Origin of the sequence: Cereibacter sphaeroides 2.4.1 (genome assembly GCF_000012905.2) — a bacterium.
Lineage (GTDB): Bacteria > Pseudomonadota > Alphaproteobacteria > Rhodobacterales > Rhodobacteraceae > Cereibacter_A > Cereibacter_A sphaeroides.
The window spans coordinates 2,938,305-2,961,110 of sequence record NC_007493.2 but is presented as its reverse complement, the minus strand read 5'-3'; the positions used below and the strand labels follow the sequence as shown (position 1 = coordinate 2,961,110).

Annotated in this window: 16 protein-coding genes; 12 read left to right on the top strand and 4 right to left on the bottom strand. The window is 68.5% G+C overall.

Annotated elements, in window-relative coordinates; translation table 11 throughout:
• The first annotated feature begins 9 nt into the window (after positions 1-9).
• The 4 genes from RSP_RS14325 to RSP_RS14310 all read left to right on the top strand — a co-directional run bounded on the left by RSP_RS14325 (position 10) and on the right by RSP_RS14310 (position 4,070).
• Complete coding sequence (locus RSP_RS14325) at positions 10-2,178, top strand: YjbH domain-containing protein (protein WP_011338775.1); 2,169 nt, start codon at positions 10-12, stop codon at positions 2,176-2,178.
• On the top strand, positions 2,157-2,840 hold the full coding sequence (locus RSP_RS14320) for a YjbF family lipoprotein (RefSeq protein WP_017139990.1): 684 nt from the start codon (positions 2,157-2,159) through the stop codon (positions 2,838-2,840). The genes RSP_RS14325 and RSP_RS14320 overlap by 22 nt, the downstream gene beginning before the upstream one ends.
• Before the next feature lie 88 nt (positions 2,841-2,928).
• Positions 2,929-3,159: a hypothetical protein gene (locus RSP_RS14315; RefSeq protein WP_002721657.1), complete on the top strand. Its 231-nt coding sequence runs from the start codon at positions 2,929-2,931 to the stop codon at positions 3,157-3,159.
• A gap of 74 nt (positions 3,160-3,233) precedes the next feature.
• Positions 3,234-4,070: a YihY/virulence factor BrkB family protein gene (locus tag RSP_RS14310; RefSeq protein ID WP_002721655.1), complete on the top strand. Its 837-nt coding sequence runs from the start codon at positions 3,234-3,236 to the stop codon at positions 4,068-4,070.
• A 200-nt stretch (positions 4,071-4,270) separates the two neighbouring features.
• On the opposite strand, the gene RSP_RS14305 is transcribed toward RSP_RS14310, so the two are convergent.
• The 3 genes from RSP_RS14305 to RSP_RS14295 form a co-directional block, all read right to left on the bottom strand.
• Positions 4,271-8,101, bottom strand: coding sequence for a translocation/assembly module TamB domain-containing protein (locus RSP_RS14305; RefSeq protein ID WP_011338773.1), 3,831 nt, complete (start codon positions 8,099-8,101; stop codon positions 4,271-4,273).
• A complete protein-coding gene (locus RSP_RS14300) occupies positions 8,101-9,924 on the bottom strand; it encodes an autotransporter assembly complex protein TamA (RefSeq protein WP_011338772.1) in 1,824 nt (607 codons plus the stop codon). The genes RSP_RS14305 and RSP_RS14300 overlap by 1 nt, the downstream gene beginning before the upstream one ends.
• Before the next feature lie 188 nt (positions 9,925-10,112).
• Positions 10,113-11,390 (bottom strand): ROK family protein, encoded by a 1,278-nt coding sequence (locus tag RSP_RS14295; RefSeq protein ID WP_011338771.1) that lies wholly within the window; start codon positions 11,388-11,390, stop codon positions 10,113-10,115.
• Positions 11,391-11,581: 191 nt separating this feature from the next.
• Here RSP_RS14295 and xylF point away from each other — a divergent pair, with 191 nt between their 5' ends.
• The 5 genes from xylF to xylA all read left to right on the top strand — a co-directional run bounded on the left by xylF (position 11,582) and on the right by xylA (position 17,506).
• Complete coding sequence (gene xylF, locus RSP_RS14290; RefSeq protein ID WP_009563217.1) at positions 11,582-12,607, top strand: D-xylose ABC transporter substrate-binding protein; 1,026 nt, start codon at positions 11,582-11,584, stop codon at positions 12,605-12,607.
• 87 nt (positions 12,608-12,694) lie between these two features.
• Positions 12,695-13,993 carry a sugar ABC transporter permease gene (locus tag RSP_RS14285; protein WP_011338770.1) on the top strand — a complete coding sequence of 433 codons (1,299 nt, stop codon included), beginning with the start codon at positions 12,695-12,697 and terminating at the stop codon, positions 13,991-13,993.
• Complete coding sequence (locus RSP_RS14280) at positions 13,990-14,772, top strand: ATP-binding cassette domain-containing protein (protein ID WP_011338769.1); 783 nt, start codon at positions 13,990-13,992, stop codon at positions 14,770-14,772. Before RSP_RS14285 ends, RSP_RS14280 begins: the two co-directional genes overlap by 4 nt.
• The gene (gene xylB, locus RSP_RS14275; protein WP_011338768.1) at positions 14,772-16,208 is read left to right on the top strand and encodes a xylulokinase; all 1,437 of its coding nucleotides are present in this window, start codon (positions 14,772-14,774) and stop codon (positions 16,206-16,208) included. Before RSP_RS14280 ends, xylB begins: the two co-directional genes overlap by 1 nt.
• A complete protein-coding gene (xylA, locus tag RSP_RS14270) occupies positions 16,205-17,506 on the top strand; it encodes a xylose isomerase (protein WP_011338767.1) in 1,302 nt (433 codons plus the stop codon). Before xylB ends, xylA begins: the two co-directional genes overlap by 4 nt.
• Before the next feature lie 45 nt (positions 17,507-17,551).
• Here xylA and ubiG read toward each other — a convergent pair whose 3' ends face one another.
• Positions 17,552-18,295, bottom strand: coding sequence for a bifunctional 2-polyprenyl-6-hydroxyphenol methylase/3-demethylubiquinol 3-O-methyltransferase UbiG (ubiG, locus tag RSP_RS14265; RefSeq protein ID WP_011338766.1), 744 nt, complete (start codon positions 18,293-18,295; stop codon positions 17,552-17,554).
• Between the two features lie 61 nt (positions 18,296-18,356).
• Here ubiG and pip point away from each other — a divergent pair, with 61 nt between their 5' ends.
• The 3 genes from pip to dnaJ all read left to right on the top strand — a co-directional run bounded on the left by pip (position 18,357) and on the right by dnaJ (position 22,666).
• Positions 18,357-19,322, top strand: a complete 966-nt coding sequence (gene pip / locus RSP_RS14260; RefSeq protein ID WP_011338765.1) for a prolyl aminopeptidase — start codon at positions 18,357-18,359, stop codon at positions 19,320-19,322.
• A 212-nt stretch (positions 19,323-19,534) separates the two neighbouring features.
• Positions 19,535-21,445 (top strand): molecular chaperone DnaK, encoded by a 1,911-nt coding sequence (gene dnaK, locus RSP_RS14255; RefSeq protein WP_002721635.1) that lies wholly within the window; start codon positions 19,535-19,537, stop codon positions 21,443-21,445.
• 72 nt (positions 21,446-21,517) lie between these two features.
• Positions 21,518-22,666 carry a molecular chaperone DnaJ gene (gene dnaJ / locus RSP_RS14250; protein ID WP_011338764.1) on the top strand — a complete coding sequence of 383 codons (1,149 nt, stop codon included), beginning with the start codon at positions 21,518-21,520 and terminating at the stop codon, positions 22,664-22,666.
• Positions 22,667-22,806 lie beyond the last annotated feature (140 nt).

Genomic DNA, 22,806 nt, shown 5'->3' with positions numbered 1-22,806 from the left:
GAGGTAACCATGGCAATGCCCCCTTCCGCGCGCCGGCGCGGCCTGCTCGCTGGCGTCTCCTGCGCGGCACTGGTGATGACGGCCCCGGCTCTGTCGGAAACGCGTCCCAGCCTGAACCTGTATGGTGCGACCGGCCTGATCGACATGCCCTCGGGCGAGGCGCAGCCCGACGGCATCTTCAACACCAGCATCACGAGCTTCGCGGGAATCACCCGCACGACGCTGACCTTCCAGATCACGCCGCGCCTGTCGGCCAGCTTCCGCTATCAGGGCATCGGCGATTGGAACAAGTCCATCCCCGAGGCGGACCGCGTCGGCGTCAACAAGTTCGACACCTATTACGACCGCAGCTTCGATCTCCGCTTCAGGGCCTTCGACGAGGGGCGCTACATGCCCGCCGTCACCATCGGCCTGCAGGATTTCGTGGGCACGGGCATCCAGAGCGCCGAATATGTGGCCGCCACCAAACATCTCACCCCGCGCCTGAAGGTCACCGCGGGCGTGGGATGGGGCCGTCTTGGCAGCTACGGCAGCTTCGGCGGCGTGGGCACCCGCCCCGAGTTCGTTCCGCAGGAGAGCGAGGGCGGCGAGGTCAATGCGGACCAGTGGTTCCGCGGCGATATGGCGGGCTTTGCCGGCATCGAGTGGCAGCCGACCGACCGGCTGACCCTCAAGGCCGAATATTCCTCGGACGACTACGAGGAAGAGGCCGAGGACCGGCAGATCTTCGACCGGAAGAGCCCGTTCAACTTCGGCGCGGAATATGAGGTCTCGCGGGGCGTGCAGCTGGGCGCCTACTACATGTATGGCAGCGAGATCGGGCTCGGCCTGCACTTCGTGCTCAATCCGCGCGACCGGGCGACGACGGGTCTCGTGGACCGTGCGCCGACGCCGATCCGTCCCCGGCCTGCCCGGGCGGCGGATCCGGAGGCCTGGTCCTCGGAGTGGGTGACTCAGGAGGATGCGCCCGCGCTCTTGCGCAACAACATGCAGAAGCAGCTCGACAAGGACGGCGTGCTGATCGAGGCCTTCGGCACCGATGGCCGGACGGCGCAGATCCGCATCCGCAACATCCGCTACGATGCCGAGGCGCAGGCGATCGGGCGCACGGCGCGCGCGATGGCCTATTCGCTGCCCGCCTCGGTCGAGACCTTCGAGATCGTGCCCGTGGTCCGAGGGGTGCCGCTGTCGAAGGTGACAGTGCGCCGCTCGGATCTCGAACGGCTGGAGTTCGCTCCCAATGCGTCGGGCCGGCTGCGGCCGCAGGTCGGCGTGGCGGAGGCCGGCGCGCCCATTGCGGGGCTGGCCTTCGATCCCGACCGCTATCCCAGCTTCAACTGGTCCTTCGGCCCCTACCTGCGCACCAGTCTCTTCGATCCCGAAGAGCCGGTGCGGGCGGATCTGGGGCTCCGGTTGCGCGGAGAGTATGAGCTGTCGCCCGGCCTGTTCCTGTCGGGCGCGATCAGCCACAAGCTCATCGGCAATATCGGCGATCAGGATCGGTCGGAGTCGAACCTCCCGCGGGTCCGGACCGACAACTACCTCTACAGCCGCGAGGGCGACACGACGATCGACAGCCTCACCGCTGCCTGGTATGCCCATCCCGCGCGCAACATCTACAGCCGGGTGACGGTCGGCTATCTCGAGCGGATGTATGGCGGCGCCTCGGCCGAGGTGCTGTGGAAGCCGGTCGAAAGCCGCCTCGCGCTGGGGGCCGAGATCAACTATGCCAAGAAGCGCGAGTTCGATCAGGGCTTCGGCTTCCTTTCGGGTGACGAGGCCTATGACGTCGTCACGGGCCACGCCTCGGTCTACTACGACTTCGGCAACCAGTTCCTCGGCCAGATCGATGTGGGCCGCTATCTCGCCGGGGATTACGGCGCGACGGTGTCGCTCGACCGCGAGTTCGAGAACGGCTGGAAGGTCGGGGCCTTCGCGACGCTCACCGACGTCTCGTCCGAGGAATTCGGGGAAGGGTCGTTCGACAAGGGCATCCGGCTCGAGATTCCGCTGACGTCGCTGCTCGGCCAGCCCACCCGGGAGACGGCGAAATACAGCATCCGTCCGGTCACGCGCGACGGCGGCGCGCGTCTGCGCGTCGAGGACCGGCTCTACGAGACCGTGCGCCCCTACCATGCGCAGGAAATCGACGATCAATGGGGGAGATTCTGGAAGTGATGCGGCACGCGATCGGAGCCAGCCTTCTTGCCGCCTGCGCGTTGCTCGCCGCCTGCGGATCTCAGGAGGATACACAGGGAAAGGCGACCTACGTCAAGCAGGCGCTGTCCGCCATGACGGGGGGCAAGGAAAAGCCTGCGACCGGGCCGCAGAACCTGACACGGGCCAAGCTCGCGCGCGTGACATCGCCGCTTCTGGTGGTCGAGGTGGAAGGAACCAGCGCCTGGGCGCTGATGGTGCCCTTCCAGACCAACGGCGGGGTCGTCACATGGTCCTCGACCGACGACCGCACCGTCGCTCTGCGCGACGGGGTCCTGCTCGCCACGCGTGGCCTCGGTCCCGACCTCATGTCGGCGGAGGTGCCCTCCGCGGCGCGCATAGCCTCGGCGAGCGGGAACTACCTGCGCGTGCATTACCAGATCGACGGGCTCGATCAGACGGTGAAGCGCGAATATCGTTGCACACTCGCAACGGATGGTCCGAAAACCATCACCATCGTGGAACGAAACTATCCCACCCGGCATGTGTTAGAGCATTGTGAGGGAGCTACGGGGCAGTTCACCAATGAATATTGGGTCGATGATGCCGGCACGATCCGGCAGAGTCGGCAGACTTTCGATCAGGGTCTCGGCAAGCTGAAGATCAGCCGAGTGATCGATTGACTTAAACCCAATGTTCATCCTTTGCTGGTAGTTGCCTCTATGGTATGAGTTAAAAACCCAAGCGGCCATAAATACTTGGAGAACGCAAATGAAGAAACTGACTGCTCTCGTCGCGACCACTGCCCTGATGTCGTCTGCCATGACGGCTTTCGCGGGTGGCCCGGTCGTCGTCGTTGACGAACCCGAACCGGTCGCCGTTGTCGCTGCCGAAGAAACCGGCAGCATGGGCGGCATGCTGCTGCCGGTGCTCGGCGCTGCGGCGATCATCGCCCTGATCGCGTCGGACGACAACGACGACTCGACCGACACGACCGACTGATTTCGGCTCGATGCGAACGACCTAAGGAGGCCCGCGCAAGCCGCGGGCCTTCTTCATTCCGGAACGGGTGATCTGTGGGCGGCGAAGGTTTCTGGCATGCGCGATGGCGGCTGCTGGTCCGGCTTTATGACCGGGTCGATTCGGCCGACCTCAATCTCGCGGCGGCGGGCATCGCCTTCTACGGATTCCTCGCGATCTTCCCCGCGGTGGCGGCGCTCATCGCCATCTGGGGCTGGGCCTCGGACCCGAGCGTGATCCGCGCCCAGATCAATCTCGCAGCAGATTTCCTGCCGGAACAGGCCTACGGTCTGTTCCGCGGTCAGGTCGAGGCGCTTCTGGCCGCCAACAGCCGCCATCTGGGCTGGGCCAGCCTCTTCACCACCGGCGCCGCGATCTGGTCGGCCCGTGCGGGCGTCGCGGCCCTGATCCGCGGCCTGAACGCCACGCACCGACTGCCGAACCGCATGGGGCCGTGGCACATCGTGCGGGCCATCGTGCTCACGCTGACCCTGGTGGGGGTGGGCCTCGTGGCGATGCTCCTGTCGGTTGTGGCGCCCCTCGTTCTGAACGTGATCCCGCTCGGTGACTTCGACCAGAAGGTGCTGGAGCTCGCCAACGTGGGCGTGGGCCTCCTCGTCGTGGTCTTCGGGGTGGCGCTGGTCTACCGGCTCGGCCCGAACCGGCCGAAGGGCAGCCCCCGGCCGATCGTGACCTGGGGGCTTCTGATCGCCGTCACCCTCTGGGCCGCAGCCTCGCGCGGGCTGGTCTTCTACCTTGCCAACTTCGCCAACTATAACGAGGTCTACGGCTCCATCGGGGCGGTGGTGGCGCTCCTCGTCTGGCTTTACCTCAGCGCCTTTGCCGTGCTGCTGGGAGCTGCGGTCGACGCCGTCCGCGCGACGCCGCACTAGGGTGCGTGGCCTGAGACGCACTCCCCACAGACGCAGAGAGCCTCGGCCTCGGATCACGAGCGCCGGTCCCTGAGCGGTGTCGCCAGAGCAGCGCACATCTGGTCACGGCAGCCGCATCGCGCCGTCGCACATCCGCCAGGAGCCACCCGCGCGAGGCTTTTGTGAGATGGCGCTGGCAGCCCGATCCGGGCTGCCAGCCCTCAGTAATCCCGCTCGATGAAGATGCCGATGGAGGTATCGCCTTCGGTCCCCACGCTGCCGCGCAGCTTGACGCTCGGGGTGACGTCGAGATTCAGGTTGATCTGGCTCTGCCCCTGCTGGTCCACCTCGACCTGGGTATAGACATTCTCCGAGATGTATTTCCCGGCCCGCACCGAAGTGCCGCCGTCTGCATCCGTCGCCACATCCAGATCGTCCAGCCCGAAGCCCTGCCGCAGCCGCCCGATCACGCCCTCGCCGCCGCGGCCCGCGAGCGTCGCCACGGCGCTCGCAAGCTGCGCGGCCTGCAGGGGGCTGATCGTGTCGAGACCCCTGCCGAAGAGCAGGCGCGAGATCACCTCCTCCTCGGGCAGTTCGGGCGTCGAGGTGAAGCTGACGTCGGGCTCGTCCGCGCGCCCCTGGATCACCACCGAGGTCGTGATCCCGTCGTTCTCCGTCGAGGCCACGACGCGGATGTAGGGCACGAAGTCGCCCTCGAGCAGCAGCTGTGCCTCGCTCAGCGTGAGGCGCTTGCCGAGGATGTCGAGGCGGCCGCGGATCAGGTTGAAGGCCCCGCTGGGCACCACATTGGCCGTAGTCCCCGAGACGAGAAGCTGGCCGCCGAGCTCGGCATCGAGACCCCGCCCCCGGATGAAGATCCGGTCGGGCGAGCTGATGAGCAGATTGAGCCCGAAGGGCCGCGAGTCCCGCCCGCCGGAGCCACCGGAGCCATCATCCAGAAGGCCGGCCCGGGCGCGGGTCGTGCGCACCGCCGCGGGTTCGTTCCGATGCTGCAGATCGGGCAGCCCGTTCGCGCCGCCGAAGCCGGTCGAGGGGATGCGCAGTTCCGTCTCCTCGAGATCGATGCGGCCCGCGATCTGCGCGCCGCCGGTGAGCGGCCCCTGAACGGTGATGCGCCCGCTGGCGGTCGTCTCGTAGAGCTCGGGGTCGCGCAGGACCGCGCGGCGGATCTCGAGGGCGAGGTCGGCCGCGAAGGGGGATTCGAGACCGATGTTGCCGGTCAGCGCCAGCCGCCCGCCCGCCGCGGGACGGCCCTGCACATCCAGCGTCGCCCGGCCTCCGGCCAGGCGGGCGTCGGCCTGCAGCCGTTCGATCACCAGGCCGAGGTCCTGATCGGCGAAGCGGCCTCCGGCCAGCGATACCGTCCCCGACACCGAGGAAAGCGCGGGCTGCCCGTTGACGCGCAGGTCGAACCGGATCGGGCCCTCCACATTGCGCGGCTCGATGAACGGATTGGCCAGCGCTGCCTGCGCGCTGCCGGTGACGCCCACGTCGACCGTCGAGAAGTCGCCCGCCGCCGTCCCCTGCGCCCGCAGGTCGATGCCGCCCGGTCCTCGGGCGCGCAGATCGAGCCGGTAGCTCGTCCCCTGGCTTCGGGCCGTGCCCTGCACGGTCAGCGGACCGGGGAACTGCGGCACGACCAGCGCAAGGTTCGACAGCCGCGCGTCGAGGGTGAGGTTGCGGTCCGCGCCCGCCACCGACCCATCGGCGGTAACGGTGAGCTGCGGGTTGCGCAGGGCCGCCCGGTCGACGCGGATCGCGCCGTTTTCGAGACGAACCTGCGCCGAGAGCGTGCTCTCGCCGCGCAGAAGCGCATCGGCCTGAGACTGGCCGACGCGCAGGTTCGTCGCCCGCGCGTCGGCGGTGATCGTGGCGTTCTCCGGCGTGCCCTTGAAGGTGGCCTCGGCCGAAAGCGCGCCGCCGTAGCCCGCACCGAGGGGGGACAGGTCGCTGAAGTTCAGGTCGGCGGTAAGGTCGCTTCCCTCGGTCGCGAGCCGCCCCGCGGCCGTCAGCGTGAGCGTGCGGGCATTGACCCGCGCCCGCTCAAGGACGAGCGCGCCCTGATCCAGCCGTCCGGCGATGTCGATGGTCGAGGTGCCGGCGAGAAGACCGTCTACCTGTGGCTGACCCACGCGCAGATCCCGGCCATTGGCCTGAATCGAGATCTGCCCGGCCTCGGGGGTGCCAGTGAAGCGCGCGTCGGCCTCGAGCCGGCCGTCATAGGCCGGGCCCAGCACGGAGAGATCCGCAAAGGCCAGCTGGGCCGCAATGTCGCTGCCGGCGCTGGCGAGGGTCCCCGATGCCGTGGCCGTCAGGCTCTGCGCCGCGATCCGCAGGGTGCGGAGCCGGGTGCCCGTGGTGTCGCGGATGAGCGAGGCCTCGATGGTCGAGGTGCCCTTGAGGAGATTGTCGAGTTCGGCCTGTCCGAGCGCGAGGTCGGTGCCGGTGATCGAGGCCTCGGCGTCGATGGCGCCGGTCAGGGCCGCATAGGTGCCGCTGACCGTGCCTTCGCCTTGCCCCGAAAGCGGACGGCCGGCGAGGCCGGAGAACCGCGCAAGGTCCTCGAACCGCAGGTCGGCCTCGCCCGAGACGGCGAGGCCGCTCGTCAGGCCCTCCAGCGTCAGGTCGGCGGCGAGGCCGTAGTCGCTTCCGTCGAGGGTGAGCGTCGGCAGCCGGAGGCCGTCGACCCCTTCGGTCCAGGAAAAGTCGGCCGCGCCCGCGATGCGGGGGCCGAGGGCGGTGGCGAGATCCGGATCGGCTGGCGCGAGACCCTCGGCGGCATAGGCGAGGCGGCCGGACACCGTGGAGGTGCCGCCGTCGGTGCGCGCGATCCGGCCCGAGCCGTCGAGGCTGAAGCGTTCGGCCGCGAAGTCCGGCCGGTCGAGGCCCGCCACCAGAAGCCGCGCCGTCCAGGTCTCGCCTTGGGCCGCGTCATAGGCCACGTCGAGATCGACCCTGCCCACGCGCGTTTCCGGGCCGGACAGGGGCAGGAGCACGGGCTGGCCATCGGCCGAGGCGATCCGGCCGGTGAGGGCGATCCGCTCGGGCAGCCCGTCGGCGGCCACCACCAGAGCGCCCTGAAGCTGCAGCGCGCGGGTGGAGAGATTGAGCCGGCTGAGGTCCAGCCGGCCGTCCGTCGCCCGCGTGCCCGCCACGTCGAGCTGCACGTCCGGGCCGAAGAAGTATGCATATTGCGGCAGAAAGAGCGGCACGACATTGCCGCCGAGTTCGGCCGCGAACTGGCGGCCCTGCGCCGCGTCGCCCTGCAGCGTGACGCGCCCAGCCAGCCGTTCCTCGCCGTCGGTCACGAGCCGGATGTCGGCCGCGTAGTTCGACAGCGGTCCCTGACCCTGCACCGTCAGTTCGAGCGGCGGCCGCCCCGGGAGATCCATGAGAGTCGCCGCGATCCCGTCGTCGGCCTCGATCAGCGCCAGATCGAGCGCAAGCTGCCGGTCCGCGTTCGAGAAGCTGGTCGTGAGCCGGAGCTCTCCCTGCGGCCCGTCGGTGCGGCGGGCAAGGAGCTGCGCCTGCCCCGAGCCGCCCGCGAGCGAGCCGGAGGCTTCGAGCGTGGCCTCGACAGGGGTGCCCAGAACGGTCTCGCCCAGAACGAGCCGATCGGCCGCGATCCGGCCGATCTCGACGGCGACCGGCAGCTCGGGCAGGGCGAAGTCCCGCGCCTCGGGAGAGGGGACATCGACGCTCTCGTCCGCCACGGGCAGCCGCTCGAGCAGGATCTCGTCGGCCGACAGTTCGGAGACCGAGAGCCGCCCCGACAGGAGGGCCGATCGGCTCCAGTCCAGCACGACCTTGTTCAGCGTGAGCCAGATGCCCTGATCGTCGGCAATCGTCAGCCGCTCGACCGTCGCCCGCGAGGAAAGCGCGCCGCGGAAGCCCTCGATCCGCACCTCGCGTCCGGCCGAGGAAAGATTGTCCTCGATCAGGCCCTGAAGGAAGCCGCGATCCTCCTCGGCCGATTGCGCGAAGGCCGCAACGGGCAAGAGAAGCCAGAGAAGAAAGAGGATGATCCGCATCAGAAGGCCTGCCCGATTCCCACATAGATCTGCACCCCGTCGCCGGTGTCGCCGCCCACCGGGGCCGCCACATCGACGCGGATCGGGCCGAAGCCGGTGTCGTAGCGCAGGCCGAGGCCTGCACCGGCGTGCCAGTCGTCGCGGTCGGAGTCGATATCCTCGGCGGTGACGTAGCCCGCATCCGCAAAGGCCACGACGCCGATCCGCCGCGTGATGGGCGCGCGCAGTTCGGCCGAGATCGCGGCGAAGCGGGTGCCGCCGATCTTGTAATCGGGATCCGTCGGGTCGGGACGCACGCCGAGCGACTGGTAGGGCTGGCCGCGGACGGTGCCGCCGCCGCCGGAATAGAACAGGTAGTTCCGCGGCGTCTCGATCAGTTCGGGGCCGAGGACCGCTCCGGCCTGCAGGCGCCCGGCCAGCACGAAGGGCCGGTCCTCGTTGCCGAAGCCCACGAAGGCGCGGCTGTCGAGCGTGAGCTGGCCGCCCGACCCGGTGTCGCCCATGCCCGCGAACGGCGTGGCTCCGGCCGCGACGTAGAAGCCCTCGGTCGCGTTCAGGTCGTTGTCCCGCGAGTTCCAGACGAGCGTGCCGGGCAATGAGACATATTCGTAGACGTAGCTTCCGAAATCGTCCTCGACGTCCGAGTAGGTATAGCCGACCCCGAGGCTGCCGGTGAGGCGCTTGCTGAAGAGCCGGGTCAGCGTCGTCGAGAGCGACACGGTATCTGCGAGGTAATCCTCCTCGTCCAGCCGCTCCACCAGCACCCCGAAACCGAGGGTCGTGTCGGCGGTGGGGGTGGCGGGGCGGTCGAGCGTCACCCCGAGGCGGTAGTCCACGCCGCTGTTCGAGGCGCCGAGATTGTCCACCTCGCCCGTCACGGTCAGCCGCTCGCCACCGCCCAGAAGGTTGCGGTGGATCCACTGGCCCGAGATGGTGGCGCCTTCGAGGCTCGAGACCTCGACGCCGAAGCTGTAGCGGCGCGGCAGTTCCTCGACGACGGTGGCGGTGATGCCGAGCAGGTCGGGCGCTGTCACCGTCTCGTCCTCGGTCAGCGAGACCGAGCGGAAGACGCCCGTCCGGCGCAGGCGGTCGGCGCTGTCCGCCAGTTCCTCGGGGTCGTAGGTCTCGCCGGTGGGCAGATTGGCGATCTTGCGGATGCGGCGCTCGCTCATGCGCTGTTCGCCGTTGATGCGCAGGTCCCCGAAGCGGAGCCGGGGCCCGGGCGCCATGCGGACATCGGCATCGAGCGTGCGCCGGGCATGATCGGCCACCACCGTCTGCGATCCCACATCGACCTTCGCGAAGCCCGCCGAGCGCCAGCCGTCCGCTGCAGCACTTACCGCGTCCTGCACCAGCGTGCTGCGCGCGCGCTCGCCGGTGCGGAAGCCTTCTGGCATCTCCGTCTCGGGGGCGAGCGGAGCCACCCGCGCCGCGCCGAACCGGAAGGGCGGGCCGACCTGCACCTGCACGATGATGGTGCCGATGGTCTCGGGGGCGTCGAGCGGCGGGATCTGCGCCGCCTCGCGCCCGTCCACAAGCACGCTCACCACGGGAGAATAGTAGCCAAGGCCGTAGAGGGCCGTCACCAGCCGACCGTATTCCGACCGGGCGGCCGAGAAGATGTCCTGCGTCTCGCTGTCTTCGGCCGCGCGTGCCGCGATCAGGGCGGAGGCGCCCTTGATCACCTCTTCGACCTCGTCGGTGCTGCCGGCCACGCGGAACTCGAGCCGGTCGAGCGCCCGAGCCTGAGGGGCCGCCGCGGCGATGGCGAGCAGGACGAGGGCGGCCCGCAGGCTCGGCGATCGGTAGCTGGAGACGGACACGCATTCCCCCGAAATTAGGCATCTGCTGAAACTATTGCAGGCGGAACACCATGCGGCAACCGACAGAACCCATTCCGTCCGGTCGCAACGGAATGCCCCAACGGCACCAATGCCCTAATTCCGCCGGAAGTTCCGGGGTTTCACCCACTTCTGCGCGAATCCTCATGTGGCGCAACGGCCACGTCCAACTATTGCGCGACCCCCTCCCGCGGCAGCGCGAGCAGCCTTTCGCCCAAGGCCGACAGGGCCAGAGCCGCCGCACCATGCGCCCACAGCATCTCTCCCCAGGCGTGTATCTCGATCTCGGGCAGCGGCCGCCCGGTTTCCAGCACGAGAGCGTTCATCTCGGCCAGCGTCTCCTCGGCATAGAGGTAATCGAAACGCAGCCGCGCCCCCGCGAGGATGAGAAGCGGCGGATCGACGAGATTGACCACATTGGCCAGCCCCACGGCCAGATAACGCCCCGCGCGGCGGAAGATCGACCGGGCGGCCTGATTGCCGGCCTTCGCATGGTCATGCAGGCTCTCGAGCAGCACGGCCGTGGACTGTGTCTGCCGGTGGGTCCAGTTGAGGGCGGTCGTCGCTTCGCGGGCCAGCGCGTAATCCGCCACATAGGCCTCGAGGCACCCGCGCTGGCCGCAGCGGCAGAGCGCGCCGTCGAGCTGCACCTTGGTGTGGCCGAGCTCCATCCCGATGCCGCGCGCGCCGCGGAAGATCCGGTGGTTCGTGACCATGCCCATGCCGAGCCCATGCTCGATGGTGACGACGACGAAATCCGACAGCCGCCGCCCCGCGCCGAACCACAGCTCGGCCATGGCGCAGAGATTGGCATCGTTGTCGATCTGGGCCGGCAGGCCGAGCCGCTCGGTCACGAGCCGGCCGAGCGGCACATTGCGCTCGGACAGGATCGAGGACCAGAGCACCCGCCCGCCCGCGCTGTCGACATAGCCCGGCAGCCCGATTCCCACCGCCGACAGCTCCTGCCGGGTCAGGCCCGCCTTGGTGGTCACGCGGTCGAGCAGCGTCTCGATCAGGCTCAGGATCCGGTCGGGCGGCAGGGCCGCGGGGCTGCGCTCCTCATGATGCTCGGCCAGCAGATGCCCCGCGAAATCCATCACCACCGCCGACAGGTCGCGATCCGAGATCTTCAGCCCGACGACGCGATGCGCCGCGGCCCGCACGCCGAGCGCCACCACCGGCCGGCCGCGGCCGCTCTCGCCCTCGCGGCGGGTGGCCACTTCCTCGATGAGACCCGCCTCGATCAGTTCCGAGACGATGGTGGTGACCGAGGCGGGGCTCACGCTCAGATCGCGGGCCACCTGCACCCGTGCCGTGAGGCCCGCCGCCCGCACCCGCTCGAACACCTGCTGGCGCAGGGGGCGGGCGCTCTCGACGAGCGGGGGAATCAGGGGACCGCATCCGACCGTGGGGTCGGGGGCGGACCGCTTGCGGACCTGCCGGCGCATTTATTTCCTGTCCAAAATAATGATCTCGCAGATCCTCGGCATTTCAGCCTCAAGTGGCTGATGTCAGGCGGGATGCGCGGCTTTCGACCGTAGGCCTCAGATTGATCGTTCAACTTTACTTTGACAACTGAAATTATTCGCGCCAATCCTGTGGGCGTGGCGGCGATTCCGCCGCACCAGGGAGGTTCACAATGCATAAGGCCCTTTTGGCCGCCGTGGTCGCCACGGCCGGCTTTTCCTCTGCCGCGCTCGCCCAGGATCTGACGGTCGGCGTCAGCTGGTCGAACTTTCAGGAAGAACGCTGGAAGACCGACGAGGCTGCGATCAAGGAGGCCCTCGAAGCGGCGGGCGCCACCTATGTCTCGGCCGACGCGCAATCCTCCTCGGCCAAGCAGTTGTCCGACGTCGAGGCCCTGATCTCGCAGGGCGTCGATGCGCTCATCATCCTGGCGCAGGATGCCGACGCCATCGGCCCGGCCGTGCAGGCGGCCGCCGACGAGGGCATTCCGGTCGTAGCCTATGACCGGCTGATCGAGGACAACCGCGCCTTCTACCTGACCTTCGACAACGTCGAGGTGGGCCGCATGCAGGCCCGCGCCGTGTTCGAGCAGGCGCCGAAGGGCAATTATGTCATGATCAAGGGCAATGCCGCCGACCCGAACGCCGACTTCCTGCGCGGCGGCCAGCAGGAGGTGCTGCAGAAGGCCATCGACGCGGGCGACATCACCATCGTGGGCGAGGCCTATACCGACAGCTGGCTGCCCGCCAACGCCCAGCGGAACATGGAGCAGATCCTGACCGCCAACGACAACAAGGTCGATGCGGTCGTGGCCTCGAACGACGGCACCGCGGGCGGCGCCATCGCCGCGCTGACGGCGCAGGGGATGCAGGGCATCCCGGTTTCGGGTCAGGACGGCGACCATGCGGCGCTGAACCGGATCGCCAAGGGCACGCAGACCGTCTCGGTCTGGAAGGACTCGCGCGAGCTGGGCAAGGCCGCCGCCGAGATCGCCGTGGCGATGGCCAAGGGCACCGAGATGGAAGGCGTCGAGGGCGCCCAGAAATGGACCTCGCCCAAGGGCACCGAGATGAACGCCGTGTTCCTCGAGCCCATCGCCATCACCAAGGACAACCTCTCGGTCGTCGTGGATGCGGGCTGGATCGGGAAGGACGCGCTCTGCCAGGGCGTCTCGAACGGCCCGGCCCCCTGCAACTGATCCGCCACCGGATCGCATGATCGGGCGCCCCATAGGCCGGGGCGCCCCTGACCGCCGGCCGTGACCGGCCCAGCAGGACGAGCCCCCATGAGCGATACCGCCAATGCGCCGGGCGCCGCCCGCAAGCGCAGTTTCATCGAGACCCTCGAGATCGACACCCGCCTTCTGGGCATGATCGGTGCCTTCGTCGTGCTCTGTCTCGTGTTCCATTTCCAGACCGACGGGCGGTTCCTGACCCCCCGCAACATCTTCACCCTCGCGATCCAGACCGTCTCGGTCGCGATCATGGCGACGGGGATGGTCTTCGTGATCGTCACGCGCCACATCGACCTGTCGGTGGGCTCGCTGCTTGCGCTCTGCTCGGCCGTCATGGGCATGATGCAGGTGGTGGTGCTGCCGCAGATGATGGGCATCGACTTCGGCAGCCCGCTCATCGCCCCGGTGGCGATCGCCTCCGGCCTCGTCGTGGGCGTGGCGATCGGCGCCTTCAACGGCTGGCTGATCGGCTATCTCGGCATCCCCTCCTTCATCGTGACGCTGGGGGGGCTGCTCATCTGGCGCAACGTGGCCTGGTATCTGACCTCGGGCCAGACCATCGGCCCGCTCGACCAGACCTTCCAGCTCTTCGGCGGGATCAACGGCACCATCGGCCCCTTCTGGTCCTGGATCCTCGGCGGCGTGGGCACGGCCGCGGCGCTCTGGGGGCTCTGGAGCGCGCGGCGGGCCAAGCAGTCGCACGGCTTCGCCGTCAAGCCGGTCTGGGCCGAGCTCGTGATGGGCGGCGTCCTTTCGGCCGCAATCCTGGGCTTCATCGCCATCGTCAATGCCTACGAAGTGCCGGCCGCGCGCCTGCGCCGCCTGTTCGAGGCCCGCGGCGAGACTCTGCCCGAGGGCTATACGACGGGCTACGGCCTGCCGATCTCGGTTCTTCTGCTGGTGGCGGTCGCCATCGCCATGACCGTCATCGCCAAGCGCACCCGCTTCGGGCGCTACATCTTCGCCACCGGCGGCAACCCGGATGCGGCCGAGCTGTCGGGCATCAACACGCGGCTCCTGACGGTCAAGATCTTCGCGCTGCTGGGCGGGCTCTGCGCGCTCTCGGCGGTGGTGGCCTCGGCGCGCCTGACCAACCACGCCAACGACATCGGCACGCTCGACGAGCTGCGCGTGATCGCCGCGGCCGTGATCGGCGGCACCGCGCTCTCGGGCGGGATGGGCACGATCTACGGCGCGATCCTCGGCGCGATCATCATGCAGTCGCTCCAGTCCGGGATGGCGATGGTGGGGGTGGATGCGCCGTTCCAGAACATCGTCGTGGGCTCGGTCCTCGTCCTCGCCGTGCTGATCGACATCATCTACCGCAAGCGGACCGGAGGCTTCAAATGACGCTCAACCCGAACCGCGCCGCCGGCGCCACGCCGCTGGTGGAGATGCGCGACGTCTCGATCAGCTTCGGCGGCATCCGCGCGGTGGATCACGTCTCGCTCGACCTCCATGCGGGCGAGGTGATGGGTCTGCTCGGCCACAACGGCGCGGGAAAATCCACCCTCATCAAATGCCTTTCGGGCGCCTACCGGATGGACTCGGGCGAGATCCGCATCAACGGCGAGAAGGCCGAGATCCACAACCCGCGCGACGCCCGCCGCTACAATATCGAGACGATCTACCAGACGCTCGCGCTGGCGGACAATCTCGATGCCGCCTCGAACCTGTTCCTCGGGCGCGAGCTGGTCACGCCGCTGGGCTTCGTCGACGATGCGCGGATGGAGGCCGAGACGCGCCGCATCATGGGGCGGCTCAACCCGAACTTCCGCAAGTTCAAGGTGCCGGTCGCGGCACTCTCCGGCGGCCAGCGCCAGTCGGTCGCTATCGCACGGGCGGTCTATTTCAATGCCAAAATCCTCATCATGGACGAGCCCACCGCGGCGCTGGGCCCGCAGGAGACGCGGATGGTGGGCGAGCTGATCCAGGAGCTGAAGCGGCAGGGCCTCGGCATCTTCCTCATCAGCCACGACATCCATGACGTGATGGATCTCTGCGACCGCATCTCGGTGATGAAGAACGGGGTGCTGGTCGGCTCCGAACAGGTGGGCGATGTCACCGAGGACGAGATCCTCGGCATGATCATCCTCGGCAAGAAGCCCGAACGGGCGGGAGCTGTCTGATGTATATCGGTCTCGATCTCGGCACCTCGGGGCTCAAGGGCATCCTCATCGACGAGGAGCAGCGCGTCCTCGCCGAAGCGGTGGCGCCGCTCGCCGTGAGCCGTCCGCACAAGGGCTGGTCCGAACAGTCGCCCGCCGACTGGATCGCCGCCGCCGAGGCGGTGATGGATCAGCTGGCAGCCCATGGGCTCTCGGACGTGAAGGGCATCGGCCTCTCGGGCCAGATGCATGGCGCGACCCTGCTCGATGCCTCGGACGAGGTGCTCCGCCCCTGCATCCTGTGGAACGACACCCGCAGCCATGCCGAGGCGGCGGCGCTCGACGCCGACCCGCGCTTCCGGGCCGTCACGGGCAACATCGTCTTTCCGGGCTTCACGGCGCCGAAGCTCGTCTGGGTCGAGCGGCACGAGCCGGCGATCCGCGAGCGGGTGGCCAAGGTGCTTCTGCCCAAGGACTATCTGCGGCTCTGGCTGACCGGCGAGCATGTGGCCGAGATGTCGGACGCGGCCGGGACGAGCTGGCTCGACGTGGGCGCACGCGACTGGTCGGACGCGCTCCTCGCCGCGACCGGCCTCACGCGCGATGCGATGCCGCGGCTGGTGGAGGGCTCGGCCGTCTCGGGTGCGCTGCGGCCCGCGCTGGCCGCCCGCTGGGGGTTGCCCCAGGGCGTGGCGGTCGCGGGCGGGGGCGGCGACAATGCCGCCTCGGCGGTGGGGGTGGGCGTCGTGCGCGCGGGCGAGGCTTTCGTCAGCCTCGGCACCTCGGGCGTGCTCTTTGCCGCCAACGACGGCTACCAGCCCGCGCCCGAGACCGCGGTCCATACCTTCTGCCACGCGCTGCCCGGCGCCTGGCACCAGATGGGGGTGATCCTCGCCGCGACCGACGCGCTCAACTGGTATGCGCGCCTCGTGGGACAGGAAGCCTCGGCCCTGACGAAGGAACTGGGCGGCCTTCAGGCCCCCGGCCGGACCCTGTTCCTGCCCTATCTCGGCGGCGAGCGGACGCCGCTCAACGATGCCGCGATCCGGGGCGCCTTCACGGGGCTCGAACATGCGACCGACCGGGCGGCGGGCACCCGCGCCGTGCTCGAGGGCGTGACCTTCGCCATCCGCGACTGCCGCGACGCGCTGGCCGCCACCGGCACCCGGCTCGAGAGCCTGATCGCCGTGGGCGGCGGCTCGCGCTCGGACTACTGGCTCTCGGCCATCGCCACCGCGCTCGACGTGCCGGTTCTATTGCCCGCGGCAGGCGATTTCGGCGGCGCCTTCGGAGCCGCGCGGCTTGCGCTCATGGCCGCCACCGGAGCCGGGGCCGAGATCGCGACCCTGCCGCCCATCGCCCGGACCCTCTCGCCCGACCGCGGCCTGACCGCCGCCTTCGACGACGCCCACGCGCGCCATCGCGCCGCCCAGACAGCCATCAGGAGCCTTTCATGACCGACTTCTTCGCGGGTATCCCGCAGATCCGCTACGAGGGCGAAGGCTCCTCCAACGAATTCGCCTTCCGCCACTACAATCCCGACGAGGTGATCCTCGGCAAGCGGATGGAAGACCATCTGCGCTTCGCGGTCGCCTGGTGGCACAGCTTCGCCTGGCCGGGCGGCGATCCGTTCGGCGGCCAGACCTTCGACCGGCCGTGGTTCGGCGATACGCTGGACCTCGCAAAGCTCAAGGCCGACGTGGCCTTCGAGATGTTCGACATCCTCGGCGCGCCCTTCTTCTGCTTCCACGATGCCGACATCCGCCCGGAAGGCGCGACCTTCGCCGAAAGCAAGCGCAACCTCGAGGAGATCGTCGACCATATCGGCATCAGGATGGAAGGGTCGAAGACGAAGCTCCTCTGGGGCACGGCGAACCTCTTCTCGCACCGCCGCTTCATGTCGGGCGCGGCCACCAACCCCGACCCCGACGTCTTCGCCTGGTCGGCGGCCACGGTGAAGGGCTGCATGGACGCGACGATGAAGCTCGGCGGCGCGAACTATGTGCTCTGGGGCGGGCGCGAGGGCTACGAGACGCTGCTCAACACCGACCTCACCCGCGAGGCCGAGAATGCGGGCCGCTTCCTTCAGATGGTGGTGGATTACAAGCACAAGATCGGTTTCCAGGGCACGATCCTGATCGAGCCGAAGCCGCAGGAGCCCTCGAAGCACCAGTACGACTATGACGTGGCGACGGTCTACGGCTTCCTCAAGCGTTTCGGCCTCGAGAAGGAGGTGAAGCTCAACATCGAGCAGGGCCACGCGATCCTCGCCGGCCACAGTTTCGAGCACGAGCTGGCGCTGGCGGCGAGCCTCGGCATCCTCGGCTCGATCGACATGAACCGGAACGACTATCAGTCGGGCTGGGATACCGATCAGTTCCCGCACAACCACCCCGAGATGGCCTTGGCCTATTACGAGATCCTGCGGGCGGGCGGCTTCACCACGGGCGGCACGAACTTCGACGCGAAGATCCGCCGCCAGAGCCTCGATCCCGAGGATCTCGTGCTGGCCCATGTGGGTGGCATGGACACCTGCGCCCGTGCGCTGAAGGCCGCGGCGCGGCTCTATGAGGACGGAAGCCTCGAGACCGCGCGCGCCGCGCGCTATGCGGGCTGGGAGACGCCCGAGGCGCAGGCGATGCTCGCCTCTTCGCTGGAGAAGATCGAGGCCCGCGTGCTGGCCGAGGGGATCAACCCCGAGCCGCGCTCGGGCCGGCAGGAGCGGCTGGAAAACCTCTGGAACCGCTTCGTCTGAGACAGGACCGGAAGCGAAGGCCGCCCCCGGGGCGGCCTTTTCCTGTCAGCTGCGCCGCACGCTCGCGGTAACGTAGTTCACCGACAGGTCGCGGGCAGACAGGCTCCAGCTCCAGCTGACCGGATTGAACACCATGCCCTTGCGGTCGACCGGATCGAGGCCCGCCTTGCGGATCAGATCGTAAAGCTCGTCGGGCGTGATGAATTTCGACCAGTCGTGCGTGCCCTTGGGCAGCCAGCGCATCACCCATTCGGCGCCCACGATGGCCATGGCGAAGCTCTTGGGATTGCGGTTCAGCGTCGAGCAGATCATCAGGCCGCCCGGCTTCAGAAGCTCGCGGCAGGCCGTCAGATAGGTCAGCGGATCGGCCACATGCTCGACCACCTCCATGTTCAGCACCACGTCGAACCGTTCGCCCGCGGCGGCGAGGGCCTCGGCCGTCGTGTTGCGATAGTCGATGGTGAGGCCCGACTGCTCGGCATGGAGCTTTGCCACCGGAATGTTGCGCGGTGCGGCGTCGGCGCCGATCACTTCGGCCCCCAGACGCGCCATCGGCTCGGACAGAAGCCCGCCGCCGCAGCCGATGTCGAGGAGCCGCAGCCCCTCGAAGGGCAGGGGGGCGGAGAGGTCGCGGTCGAACTCGGCGGCGATCTGCTGGGTGATGTAATCCAGCCGGCAGGGGTTCATCTGGTGCAGCGGCTTGAATTTCCCGTGCGGGTTCCACCATTCGGCTGCCATGGCCTCGAACTTGGCAACCTCGGCCGGGTCGATGGTGCTGGACGATTCCATTGCAAACTCCTTGCGGTTTCCCCGATGGCGGATCAGGCTGGCGGCGTTATATAGGACGAACATGGATCAAAGATCAGGCCAAAAGCGCGCAGTCGAGTTCCTCTATCCGTCGATCGATCCCTACGATCAGCGGGTCATCGACATGGGCGACGGCCATCGGATCTATGTCGAGCAATGCGGCGACCCGGACGGCGAGCCGGTGCTGGTGCTGCATGGCGGCCCCGGGGGCGGATGCAGCCCCTCGATGCGGCGCTATTTCGACCCGAGCCGCTACCGCGTGATCCTGTTCGACCAGCGCGGCTGCGGCCGGTCGCGGCCCCATGCCTCGGTCGAGGCGAACACGACCTGGCACCTCGTCTCGGACATCGAGGCGATCCGCCGGAAGCTCGGCATCGACCGCTGGACCTGCTTCGGCGGCAGCTGGGGGGCGACGCTTGCGCTGATCTATGCGATCTCGCACCCCGAGCGGGTGTCGAACCTGATCCTGCGCGGCGTCTTCCTGATGACCAAGGCCGAGCTCGACTGGTTCTACGGCGGCGGAGCGGCGGCCTTCTTCCCCGACATCTGGGCCCGGTTCGTGGCCCCCGTCCCGCCGGAGGAGCGGGGCGATCTCGTCGCGGCCTATCGGCGGCGGCTCTTCTCGGGAAACCTGATGGAAGAGACGCGTTTCGGCCGCACCTGGGCCAACTGGGAGAATGCGCTGGCCTCGGTCGCGCAGGACGGGCCGCTGGGCGAGAGCCCGTCGGAATATGCCCGCGCCTTCGCCCGGCTCGAGAACCACTATTTCTCCCACGCAGGCTTCCTCGAGCACGACGGCTGGATCCTCGCCAACCGCCACCGGATCGAGCATATCCCGGCGGTGATCGTGCAGGGGCGCTACGACATGATCTGCCCGCCGGTCTCCGCCTGGACGCTGGCCGACGGGTGGGAGAAGGCGGATCTCAGGATCGTGCCGTTCGCGGGCCACGCGCTCTCGGAACCCGGCATCAGCGCCGAACTCGTCCGCGTGATGGACACGCTTCCCTGACGAGGCCGCAGCCTGCGGAGGGACCGCGGACCCGCGGTCTTTGACATGATTTTCACGCCCGCGTGACGCTTGCAGCCCCAAATCCCCCCCCCTATATACGCCCGGTAGCCGGAAGGGGCGCCACCCCGGATGGCAGGAATTTCGGGATCGGGGATCGGACGCCGACAGTCGGGCCTGACCCCCACAACATCGCCGCAAGAGAGGTGCACAACATGGCCAAAGTCATCGGGATCGACCTCGGGACGACCAACTCCTGCGTCGCCATCATGGACGGCGCGCAACCCCGCGTGATCGAGAACTCCGAAGGGGCGCGGACGACGCCCTCCATCGTCGGTTTCACCGACAGCGAACGCCTCGTGGGCCAGCCGGCCAAGCGTCAGGCGGTCACGAACCCCTCGAACACCGTCTTCGCCGTCAAGCGGTTGATCGGCCGCCGCGTGGGCGACGCCGAGGTGGAAAAGGACAAGAAGCTCGTTCCCTATTCCATCGTGAACGGCGGCAACGGCGACGCCTGGGTCGAGGTGCGTGGCGAGAAATATTCGCCCAGCCAGATCTCCGCCTTCATCCTGCAGAAGATGAAGGAAACCGCCGAGGCCTATCTCGGCGAGTCGGTGACGCAGGCCGTCATCACGGTGCCTGCCTACTTCAACGACGCCCAGCGTCAGGCGACCAAGGACGCCGGCAAGATCGCGGGCCTCGAGGTGCTGCGCATCATCAACGAGCCGACGGCCGCGGCGCTCGCCTACGGTCTCGACAAGAAGGACACCAAGACGATCGCGGTCTATGACCTCGGCGGCGGCACCTTCGACATCACCATCCTCGAGATCGACGACGGCCTGTTCGAAGTGAAATCGACCAACGGGGACACGTTCCTCGGCGGCGAGGACTTCGACATGCGGATCGTCAACTACCTCGCGGACGAGTTCAAGAAAGAGCACGGGGTCGACCTGACGCTCGACAAGATGGCGCTGCAGCGGCTGAAGGAAGCCGCCGAGAAGGCCAAGATCGAGCTCAGCTCCAGCCAGCAGACCGAGATCAACCAGCCCTTCATCAGCATGGACCGGAACACCGGGCAGCCGCTGCACATGGTGATGAAGCTGACCCGCGCGAAGCTGGAAAGCCTCGTGGGCGATCTCATCAAGAAGTCGCTGAAGCCCTGTGAAGCCGCGCTGAAGGATGCGGGCGTCTCGAAGTCGGACATCGACGAGGTCGTTCTCGTCGGCGGCATGACCCGGATGCCGCGGGTGGTCGAAGAGGTCACCAAGTTCTTCGGCAAGGAGCCACACAAGGGCGTGAACCCCGATGAGGTCGTGGCGCTCGGCGCGGCGATCCAGGCGGGCGTGCTGCAGGGCGACGTGAAGGACGTCGTGCTGCTCGACGTGACCCCGCTCTCGCTCGGCATCGAGACGCTGGGCGGCGTGTTCACCCGCCTGATCGACCGCAACACCACGATCCCGACCAAGAAGAGCCAGGTCTTCTCGACCGCCGAGGACAACCAGAACGCGGTGACGATCCGCGTCTTCCAGGGCGAACGCGAGATGGCGGCCGACAACAAGCTGCTCGGCCAGTTCAACCTCGAAGATATCCCGCCGGCCCCGCGCGGGATGCCGCAGATCGAGGTGACCTTCGACATCGACGCCAACGGCATCGTGTCGGTCAGCGCCAAGGACAAGGGCACCGGCAAGTCGCAGAACATCACGATCCAGGCCTCGGGCGGTCTCTCCGACGAGGATATCGAGAAGATGGTGCGCGACGCCGAGGCCAATGCCGAGGCCGACAAGAAGCGTCGCGAGCTGGTCGAGACCAAGAACCAGGGCGAAAGCCTGCTGCACTCGACCCGCAAGTCGATCGAGGAGCACGGCGACAAGGTGGACCCGTCCACCGTCGAGGCGATCGAGCTGGCCATGGGCGCGCTCGAAGAGGCCCTCAAGTCCGAGGACGCCGGCAAGATCAAGGGCGGCATCCAGAACCTGACCGAGGCCGCGATGCGTCTCGGCGAGGCGATCTACAAGGCCAGCCAGGCCGAGGGAGGCGCCACGCCGGACGAGGAGGGGCCCCGGTCGGTGGATGACGACATCGTCGACGCCGACTTCGAGGATCTCGGCGAGAACAAGCGGAAGTAAGGCCGCAACGGAACGTGAGGGGGGCGGTCTCGAAAGGGCCGCCCCACTCGCGTGGCCCAAGGGGATGTGCCAATGGCAAAGCGCGATTATTACGAGGTTCTGGGCGTATCCCGCACGGCCTCGGCTGACGAGCTGAAGAAGGCCTACCGAACGAAGGCGAAGGAACTCCACCCCGACCGGAACGCGGACAACCCTCAGGCCGAGGCCCAGTTCAAGGAAGTGAACGAGGCCTACGACGTCCTTCGCGACGCCGACAAGAAGGCCGCCTACGACCGCTACGGCCATGCGGCCTTCGAGGGCGGCATGGGCGGCGGCGCCCGCGCCGGCGGCGGCTACGGCCAGCAGGGGGATTTCGCCTCCGCCTTCTCCGACGTGTTCGAGGATCTGTTCGGCGACTTCATGGGGGGCCGCGGCGGCGCCCCGCGGAGCCGCGCGCAACGCGGGTCGGACCTGCGCTACAATCTGCGCGTGACGCTCGACGAGGCCTATCGCGGCGTCCAGAAGACGATCAACGTCCCGGCCTCGGTGGCCTGCGACGCCTGCAAGGGCACCGGCGCCGAAGGCGGGGCCGAGGCCGTCACCTGCCCGACCTGCTCGGGCATGGGCAAGGTGCGGGCGCAGCAGGGCTTCTTCACCGTGGAGCGCACCTGCCCGACCTGTAACGGCATGGGGCAGATCGTGAAGAACCCGTGCAAGGTCTGCCACGGCGCGGGACGGGTCGAGAAGGAACGGTCGCTCTCGGTCAATATCCCCGCGGGGGTCGAGACCGGCACGCGGATCCGGCTGGCCGGGGAGGGCGAGGCCGGGATGCGGGGCGGCCCCTCCGGCGACCTCTACATCTTCATCGAGGTGCGCGAACATGCGCTGTTCCAGCGCGACGGGGTGCATCTCTTCTGCCGCGTGCCGGTCTCGATCGCGGCCGCGGCCCTCGGCGGCGAGGTCGAGGTGCCCACCATCGACGGCGGGTCGAGCCGCGTGAAGATCCCGGCCGGTAGCCAGACCGGCAAGCAGATGCGCCTGCGCGGCAAGGGGATGCCCGCGCTCCGCGGCGGCGGGGCGGGCGACATGCTGATCGAGCTGGCGGTCGAGACCCCGGTCAACCTGACCGCCCGCCAGAAGGAGCTCCTGCGCGAGTTCGAGAAGCTCTCCGAGGACAACAACCCCGAGGGCAAGAGCTTCTTCTCGAAGGTGAAGGGCTTCTGGGACGGCATGACCGGCTGACCCGAGCGCCGCGCCCCTAACGGGCGCGGCTTTTCGTCCGTTTCTCCGAGGGCTCTTGCCACGGCCCGCCCTCGGGAGAACCCCGGCTCCCGGCTCCCGGCTCCCGGCTCCCGGCTCCCGGCTCCCGGCTCCCGGCTCCC

Excerpts from the sequence above, each read along its gene's own strand:
- RSP_RS14325 (WP_011338775.1), top strand. The coding sequence starts at position 10 with ATGGCAATGCCCCCTTCCGCGCGCCGGCGCGGCCTGCTCGCTGGCGTC.
- RSP_RS14320 (WP_017139990.1), top strand. The coding sequence starts at position 2,157 with ATGGGGGAGATTCTGGAAGTGATGCGGCACGCGATCGGAGCCAGCCTT.
- RSP_RS14315 (WP_002721657.1), top strand. The coding sequence starts at position 2,929 with ATGAAGAAACTGACTGCTCTCGTCGCGACCACTGCCCTGATGTCGTCT.
- RSP_RS14305 (WP_011338773.1), bottom strand. The coding sequence starts at position 8,101 with ATGCGGATCATCCTCTTTCTTCTCTGGCTTCTCTTGCCCGTTGCGGCC.
- RSP_RS14295 (WP_011338771.1), bottom strand. The coding sequence starts at position 11,390 with ATGCGCCGGCAGGTCCGCAAGCGGTCCGCCCCCGACCCCACGGTCGGA.
- xylF (WP_009563217.1), top strand. The coding sequence starts at position 11,582 with ATGCATAAGGCCCTTTTGGCCGCCGTGGTCGCCACGGCCGGCTTTTCC.
- RSP_RS14285 (WP_011338770.1), top strand. The coding sequence starts at position 12,695 with ATGAGCGATACCGCCAATGCGCCGGGCGCCGCCCGCAAGCGCAGTTTC.
- RSP_RS14280 (WP_011338769.1), top strand. The coding sequence starts at position 13,990 with ATGACGCTCAACCCGAACCGCGCCGCCGGCGCCACGCCGCTGGTGGAG.
- xylB (WP_011338768.1), top strand. The coding sequence starts at position 14,772 with ATGTATATCGGTCTCGATCTCGGCACCTCGGGGCTCAAGGGCATCCTC.
- xylA (WP_011338767.1), top strand. The coding sequence starts at position 16,205 with ATGACCGACTTCTTCGCGGGTATCCCGCAGATCCGCTACGAGGGCGAA.
- ubiG (WP_011338766.1), bottom strand. The coding sequence starts at position 18,295 with ATGGAATCGTCCAGCACCATCGACCCGGCCGAGGTTGCCAAGTTCGAG.
- pip (WP_011338765.1), top strand. The coding sequence starts at position 18,357 with ATGGATCAAAGATCAGGCCAAAAGCGCGCAGTCGAGTTCCTCTATCCG.
- dnaK (WP_002721635.1), top strand. The coding sequence starts at position 19,535 with ATGGCCAAAGTCATCGGGATCGACCTCGGGACGACCAACTCCTGCGTC.
- dnaJ (WP_011338764.1), top strand. The coding sequence starts at position 21,518 with ATGGCAAAGCGCGATTATTACGAGGTTCTGGGCGTATCCCGCACGGCC.